At 58.4% G+C, this 8094-nt stretch carries 3 protein-coding genes; 2 read left to right on the plus strand and 1 reads right to left on the minus strand.

Annotated elements, in window-relative coordinates:
- Nucleotides 1–795 precede the first annotated feature (795 nt).
- Nucleotides 796–1440 (plus strand): FMN-binding negative transcriptional regulator, encoded by a 645-nt coding sequence (locus tag IVB42_RS28635; RefSeq protein ID WP_247471483.1) that lies wholly within the window; start codon nt 796–798, stop codon nt 1438–1440.
- Nucleotides 1441–2181: 741 nt separating this feature from the next.
- Here IVB42_RS28635 and IVB42_RS28640 read toward each other — a convergent pair.
- Nucleotides 2182–7749 carry a trifunctional serine/threonine-protein kinase/ATP-binding protein/sensor histidine kinase gene (locus tag IVB42_RS28640; RefSeq protein WP_247471488.1) on the minus strand — a complete coding sequence of 1856 codons (5568 nt, stop codon included), beginning with the start codon at nt 7747–7749 and terminating at the stop codon, nt 2182–2184.
- A 158-nt stretch (nt 7750–7907) separates the two neighbouring features.
- Between IVB42_RS28640 and IVB42_RS28645 the strand changes: the two genes are divergently transcribed.
- Nucleotides 7908–8094, plus strand: a 187-nt coding sequence (locus tag IVB42_RS28645; RefSeq protein WP_247393655.1) for a transposase, incomplete at its 3' end; no start/stop codon positions are given.

An 8094-nucleotide genomic window follows, 5' to 3' on the forward strand; every position in this document is an offset into this window, starting at 1 on the left:
AACCCGCACACATCATCGCATGGTCCTTCTGGCGCAGAGCTCACCAGGCTGCCGCTCAACGCGCCCACTTCAAATCAAAAAAGCAACTGTAATGCTAGGCTAGGAGGATGGGCCGTCGCTCTTGACGTGCTGGACCGGCGGGAGGCGCTTGAGCTCTTCGCCATTTTCGACCAGCACCAGAACGCGTGGTGCATTCGCATCCCGCGGGAAACAGATAGGCGGCGCGGCTGGGATCCTCGTCATCCTGGATTGCACGTCGGATGTTAGGCCCCTGTCTGCGATATAGGTGGGCCAGATTGGGCCTGTATGTCGCGTGCCAGACACATCGCACAGACGGACGCCTCTTATCGACTTCTTGACCGGCGATCATCACGCCGCCGGAATGGCCAAGATTTCCTTGCTTTTGATATGTCCGTCCAGTGCCGGCGCGGATCTAGCACAACCAGTCACCGCCAACCTGCGACTCGCGGCGCGGCGAGCTGATGCGGCAAGGGCTCAGCCGCAACTCTGGCGTCCCACTCATAGCTCTAAGGTGAAGCTGCTCATGTGCTGCAGTCATCGGCACGAAGAGCCGAATTCGTCTGCAGGCGGCCCGTGGAAGGCAACGGCTGGCCAGCGTGCAAACGCACCCTCCGATCTGCACCTGCACCTTTGACTCATCATAGGCTTACTGGCCCAGGGGCCTAGAGCGCGGAGGAATGAAAATACCCACCAAAACCGATCGTTTCTGTGATCCGACACGAGGCGTACCCTAGTCCGAATCATGAGTCGCCCGGCTGCCGGGGAGCTTCGTCGATGTACACGCCGCCCTCCTTCCAAGTTGTCGATATCACCGACGTTCATCGGACGATGCGCGAGGCACGCACGGCGACACTGATCACCGCTACTCACGAAGGGCTTGTTGGAACGATGCTGCCCGTAGTACTCGACGAGCGCGAAGGCTCCATGGGCACGATTTACGCCCACGTGGCGCGTGCGAATCCGCAGTGGAAGCTGACACCGGCTGGCGAGGCGATGGCCATTTTCGCTGGGCCGGAGGCCTATGTCAGCCCTTCCTGGTACGTGACCAAGCACGAGAGAGGCGAGGCCGTACCGACGTGGAACTATGTCGCTGTGCATGCCTACGGGCCGATCGAATTCTTCGATGATGCCGATCGGCTGCGAAGGGTGGTCACGCGGCTGACCGATGTGCATGAGCGCTCGGGCAAAGACCGCTGGGCGGTGTCTGAGGCCCCTGCCGATTTCGTCAAAACGGAGCTGAAGGGGATTGTCGGCCTGCGATTGCAAATTACACGGTTCGATGGCACGCGGAAGATGAGCCAGAACCGCAACGCGGCGGATCGCGCCGGCGTCATCGAGGGGTTATCAAAGAGCGACCGTGACGAAGACCGTCGTGTGGCTCACCTCATTGCGATGACGAACCCGAACGACGTATTGTGAACGACGCGGTACCACCTGCATTTCTCCATATCTCGACTGCTCTCCTTCTGCACAGCGATGCGCCGGCAGCGGAGGGTTCCTGCTCGCGGCAGGTGCTTTTCACAGAGCAGAGAAAACCATACAGGACGCCATCGCTTGCGCGTCAGCTATTGCAACCGCCAACAGCGGCGCGCGGCCCCGAGGCCAACTCCGGAGAAGAAGAGCGGTACACCGGTTGCAATCCGAGGTGCGCTTCGGGGCGCATGACAGAATGCTCTGCATTGAGATCGGATTCAAGTGGGCTGCCCCGGCTCCACGGTTATCAAAGCAAGCGGTTTCGAAACCAGTTTAGTACGGAATGTTGCGATGGGCCGAACTGATCACCCACACTGAAGATCTGCACTGCCACAGGCGACGGTTGCATGCATTAAGTTAAATCATGTGGCCCTCCCGACTCAAACAAAAGATGCTTTGGAGGGCGATTGCCGTCATTCTCTCGAACACTGCGTGTGCAGCTTTCGTCTGATTCCGCTTGACGCCCTGCAAGCCTCTGAGACTTGCAGGAAGCCCTCAAAGCGTCTTGAATCCGACGTTAGGGTCAGATTGCAGATCTTCTGACAATTCGCGACAATCTGCGCACGCTCCAACACTCCCCGATGGGCAGTAAGAAACGCGAATGTCTCAAATCCTCGAGGTCTCGCCGTTGCTTCTGTCACGATGATCGGGGCTCCCGGAGCGCCCTGCTCGATGTCGAATTCGAGCCTAAGACGTTGAAGAGACCTGTTCCGACCGATCCACGCCCTCCGGCGCAACCGGCATGCTGAACTGAAAGACAGCCCCGCGAGGATCATTGGCGCCCGCCCACATCCGGCCTCCGTGCGCCTCAATAATAGAATGGCAAATGGCCAGCCCCATGCCCATGCCTTCGGACTTGGTGGTGTAAAACGCATCGAACACGCGGTCAGCGCAGTTCGGATCGAGTCCTGGACCCGTATCCCGAAAAGTGACCACTACGTTATTCGAGTCATCTGTCCGCGCACTGATCAGTAACTCGCGATCACTTTCGTTGATCTCGCTCATGGCCTCGATGGCGTTCGTGATCAAATTGAGAATCACCTGCCGCACCTGGACGCGATCTGCCCGGACGAGCGGCAACGCCTCAGTCCGTCGCGTTTGCACCCATACATCATTTTTCGCAAGGTCCGCGCGAACTAGGCCCAGCACCTCTAAAATCAATTCGTCAATTGCGAGAAGCTCCGTTTGCATAGGAGCCTTATTCATAAGAGCGCGGATCCGGCGGATCACGTTCCCTGCTCGCATACTGTCACGGACAATCAACCCGAAGGTCTGCCGAACTTCTTCCAGATTTGGGGGTTGAGCACCGAGCCAATTTAGCCCCGCCCCCGCATTACTCCGGATCGCGGCAATCGGCTGGTTGACCTCATGGGCGATTGAGGCGGCCAGCTGTCCCATTGTCGTGATCCGATTGGCGTGTGCCAGCCCCATCAGAGTCTCGCGATACCGTCGTTCGCTTTCACGGGCTTCCGCTTCCGCTCTCTTTCGCTCTGTCAGGTCGAGGACGAAGCCAACACCTTGGTCGTCTCGCGCATCGAATACGGCGACGCCAACTAGCACCGGCACGCGGCTGCCATCCTTGCGGACATACTCTTTCTCGAACTGCTGAACCGCTCCGGTCCTTTTTGCTTCTGTTCGCGCATTCAGTGTACGCTCGTGCCATTCTGGCGGTGTCAGGTCGAGACCGTTCACTCGCCCCGCGACGAGATCCTCTCGGTCGTATCCAACCATCGTGAGAAAGCTTTGATTTGCTTCGATGATCTCGCCTCCTTCGCGAATGATGAATATTCCAATGATGTTAGCGTCAAGTAAGCGCCGGATTTTCGACTCCCGTTGCTGAACTTCGCTGTACAAGCGGCTGTTTTCCAGCGCTGTTGCAGCTTGGGACGCAAGCATTTTCAGCACCGAGTTGCGGGCAGCCGAGAATATGCGCGCGGCGAGATTATTCTCCAGATAAAGTACGCCGATCAGCTTGCCCTGCGTGATCAGTGGCAGGCAAAGAATAGAACGCGCTTTGCGCTCGCGGATATACGGATCTTCCGCAAATGAAGGCTCGGCGACAGCATCTTCGAGAATGACGTTTTCGCGGACACGCAGGACGAAATGCAGCACGGACTCGGGAAGAGCCATCGGCGTTACGGGCTGTTCATTCACCTTTACAAGCAGCGCATCCGCTACCGTTGTGGCTTCCGCCTCGATCCGTGGCTCGCCTCCATGTAGCAGAATCAACAAACCTCGTTCGGCGCCGGCCTGCTCAATGGCAGTCCGCATAAGCGTGTCGATTAGCTTTTGAAGAACAATCTCGCCGGAAATCGCCTGCGACACTTTTGTTACCGTCGCGAGATCAAGATGCTCAACCGGAGCTCCGATCCTCAGGCCATTCACGGCAGGAGCGGTCTCCTCATGGCTGAGGTGGGGATTCTGCTCGTCGAGCTGACGCACTTTGCCATCTGCCCCCCAACGAAGGTAGCCGCGCCGGGCGCCCTGCAGGTAAACCCGGGATATTCTGTCAAAACCACGCGCAGCATAAAAGCGCGCTGCAAGCTCGCAAGCGATTGCCTCGTGGTGGGCGAAACCGTTACGTGCTGCGGTCTGGATTGCGTGTTCATACAGTCGCATTGCGTGTGCATCCCGGTATTCGAGCCTTGCAATTTCAGCGCCGACCAGGGCAGTCCGATTCTCAAAATTTTCGGGGCAATTCGTCGCCCATATCTGCAGCTGTCTGTAATGGGCATCAATGATAAGCCAATGTTGCTGTTGTTCGCTTTCGCCTAGCTTGTCGCAGTAACATGAGTGAGACAGCGCACCAAAGAAGTGAAACTCCGCGATCAAGGGCTCTGTCGGCATAGTCCATAATTTGGGCTCCGCCTTGGAGCGAGCATCAACAGCCGCAGCATAATCGCCGGCTAGAAATCGCGCCTGAAGTTTGCGGATCCAGTAGACGGTTTCACTAGGTGACAGCTCCAGACTCCGAGCCAACGATCGCTCGACCTCTAGCTCGTCAAACTGTTGGTCATCCAAGCAACCGAATGAGCGCGTGAGGCCGCGCATGCTTCTAATGATTGCGAGCTGAGCGGCTACGGTATCAGCAGCAAACTGAACCTTTCTATCCCGTATCGTAGCAAAGCTTTTCTCTATCTCGTTCTGCACCTCTTTCAGGGGATCTCCAGCCATCATCATATTTGAGGTTAGATGAAGCAAGCTGTACGCCTCGTAGATGACATCGCCGCTGCTGACCGCAGCTGCGAGCGCTCGCCGAATCAAAACTCGGCCACCTCTTAGGGGCTTCGTCCACGGGATCACGTTGCACCCGAAGGCCAAATAGACGGGAGCCCGAAAGCGGGAGAACTCACCGCGATCAACCAGGTCGCAAGCAAGACGACCAAATTTGTCAGCTGCTTGGTAGTCGCCGAAGCGCCCGGCCAAGATTCGGCCCAGCCATGCGTAATGGGCGCAAGAAGCATCGGTGTTGCCGTATTCGAGGCTGATGGTGACAGCTCTGCAGATGACCAAAGCGGATAAATTGGCGTCCGTGAAACCTGCGGGCGGAAGAATGCGCGTCAAGACGGCAAGCGTGGCAAGCATGGTCTGATCTGTCATTGCAGGCAACCTAGAAAGATCCTCGATTGCCTCGGGCAGCTGTGACCACATCCGCTGATATTCGGTTAATGTTTCCTGGTCCGTCGGATGCTGCGACCACTCGATCCCGACGTCGTGAAGATATTCGAGCCCTGTGAGCACTGCCCGCCCGTGCTGGCCGAGCGCCAAGTAAAGATCGACCCGCAAGCATGCGACCGTTGCTCGCTGGGGCGCGTTCAAGGCGCGCTTCGACAGTACCGACAGGAGGCTCTCTGCAATGTCCAGCTGGCCTACCAAGAATTCGCATTCAGCCCGGCTTGTCTCCAGTGCAAACGCGAGTTCGTGGCGCCTTCCCCAAGAGTGCTCCGCGAGCAGCGCAGCACCGACGGTGAAATATGTGAGTGCCGAGGCGTAGGCAGCCGACGCCCTGGCACGCTGCCCTGCGACGAAATTCAGCTCTGCGAGCTGCTCACGCTCATGACCGGAGGCAATTAGCGCGACGCCTCGATTGAGTTGGCTGACGATGTCGAAGATAGCCTCTTCGCGTTTGTGCGCAGGAACGTGTGCCGCCAGCAACCGACCGATCCGCAGATGGGCAGGAGCGCGCGAGGATTCCGGCACCAGGAAGTAGGCCGCCTCTTGAACGCGATCATGGAGGAAGCGGTAGGCTGTTCCGTGGCGCGCGATGAGTTCCTGCCGGATCGCCGGCCACAGGGTCGCATGCACCTTCTCCTGCGAAATTTCGAGCACGATCGCAAGCTCCGCCGACCCGGCGATGTTGCCGAAACAGGCCAGCTGTTGCAGCGCGTCCTGCGTTGCCTCAGGCAGGCGGATGAGCTTGCCGAGCATCAGATCCACGACATTCTTGGTGTACGCTTTTGCGTGAATACGCTCGAGATCCCACCGCCAGCGCGCCGACTCGTGATCGAACGTCAATAGCTGCTCTTCGGCCAGTTCAGAAAGGAATTGAATGGCGAAGAACGGATTACCCATCGTCTTCTGATGCACTAACTTTGCAAGCGGGGCAGCGCGTTTTAGTCCGCAGCGAAGGGTATCCGCGACTAACTGCGCGACATCGTCCGCAGTGAGCGGCGAGAGCGTGATCTCCTCGAAATTTACGTCGGCTCTCCTGAAGGAGTCGAGCTTGCGTCTGAGTGGATGGCCTGCATCAAGTTCGTTGCTGCGGTAAGCTCCAATCAGCAGCAGGTGCAGATCCGACTGCGTCAGGAGATCCTCGATCAAGTCGAGCGTTGCGGCATCATGCCACTGCAAATCGTCGAGGAAGAGCACCAAAGGATGGGTTCGCCGCGCGAACACGCCAATGAAGCGGCGAAGCACCAGCTGGAAACGCATTTGCGCTTGCCGGGCTGGAAGCTGAGCAACTGCGGGCTGCTCGCCAATGATCAGGCTCAGATCGGGGATCAATTCGACCATCAGTCGTCCATTCGTGCCGAGCGCCTCCAGGAGCGCTTGCCGCCAGGTGGCGAGTTCGCCCTCACTTTTGCTGAGAAGAGGACGGACAAGACTCTGAAACGTCTGCACTAGCGTCACATAAGGAACGTCGCGCTTCAGTTGGTCGAATTTGCCTGATACCAACTGCCCGCGCGAGGGCACCAGTGCTTTGTGTAGCTCCTGGACGAGCGAAGACTTACCGACACCGGAATAACCGGCGACGAGCACCAACTTCGGCGCGCCGCTCTTCACCGCGCGATCGAAAGAGGCAAGCAAAACCTCGATCTGAAGGGCTCTGCCATAGAGCTTCTCGGGGATGAGCAGCCGATCAGGTGTGTCGTCTGTGCCGAGCTCAAACGGGTCGATGCGACCGTGGTTGGCCCATGCTGCGAGACAGTGTTGCAGATCGTGCTCAAGGCCAGCGGCAGTCTGGTAGCGTTCCTCGGCGGTTTTCGCGAGGAGTTTCATCACAATCTGAGATATCGGCTCCGGGAGGTTTTGCGACTTCTCGACGGGCGGTGTTGCTTTTCTTGCAATATGACAATGGATCCACTCCGAGGGATCTGAGCCCGTGAACGGCAGCGCGCCCGTCAGCATCTGGTAGAATGTCACGCCAAGTGAATAGAGATCACTGCGACAATCGACCGAGCGATTCATTCGTCCGGTCTGTTCGGGCGCCATGTAGGGCAGCGAGCCGGCGATGAACTCGGCAGGCTCAGGCGGCACGCGCTCGCGGGACAGACGGGAAGCCAGACCAAACCCAGTGAGTCGCACCTGTTCGTCAGGACAATTGACCAGAATGTGAGCGGGTTTCAGCTCCTTGTGGACCAAGCCGTGCCGGTGAAGCTTGCCCACGGCCCTCGCGATACCAACAGCGAGGCGTAGGAAGCGCTTGGGCTCCATACGGATCCCGAGTAAATTTAGCAGTGGCTCGCCGCATGGATCCTCCAGGACCAGCATAGTCCGACCGGCTTCCCGGATGAGTTCCAACGGCCGCACCGCCCATCCCTCGTCTAGCTCCTCCCTCAGCCCGTACTCATGGGCGAGGCGGTCGAGCGTCGCTGGGTGTTCCGCGATGGGCCGCACGACAAGCACGACAGCCCTGCTGCCGTGGATTTGCCGGTGCCACTCACGGCAGAACGCGCGATCACCGTCCTCCCACAGGAGCTGGATGTCACTGTCGATACTTGAGCCGAACAGAGTTCGGCTGAGGTCCCGCGGCATTTGCCCGCCCGATCAATAAGGACTGAGCCGGAAGCTGACACATATCGGGCGAGCTTGTGAAGAGACTTCGCAAAGGGGCCGGAGTACCGATTAGGGTCTGTACCTAATTAGCGAGTTCTGATTCCCTGGTGCCAGGTTGATCGGCACGGGGGACTTCGATGCGCAAAGGACTGTTCTGGCTCAACGACAAGCAGTGGGCTCAGATAGAGCCGCATCTGCCAACAAACCAGACCGGCCCGGCGCGCGAAGACGATCGACGCATTATCAGCGGTATCATTCACATGCTCCAGTGCGGCGCACGCTGGCGCGATTGCCCGTCCGACTATGGCCCTTACACGACGATCT

Origin of the sequence: Bradyrhizobium sp. 45, from assembly GCF_023073155.1 — a bacterium.
GTDB lineage: Bacteria > Pseudomonadota > Alphaproteobacteria > Rhizobiales > Xanthobacteraceae > Bradyrhizobium > Bradyrhizobium canariense_D.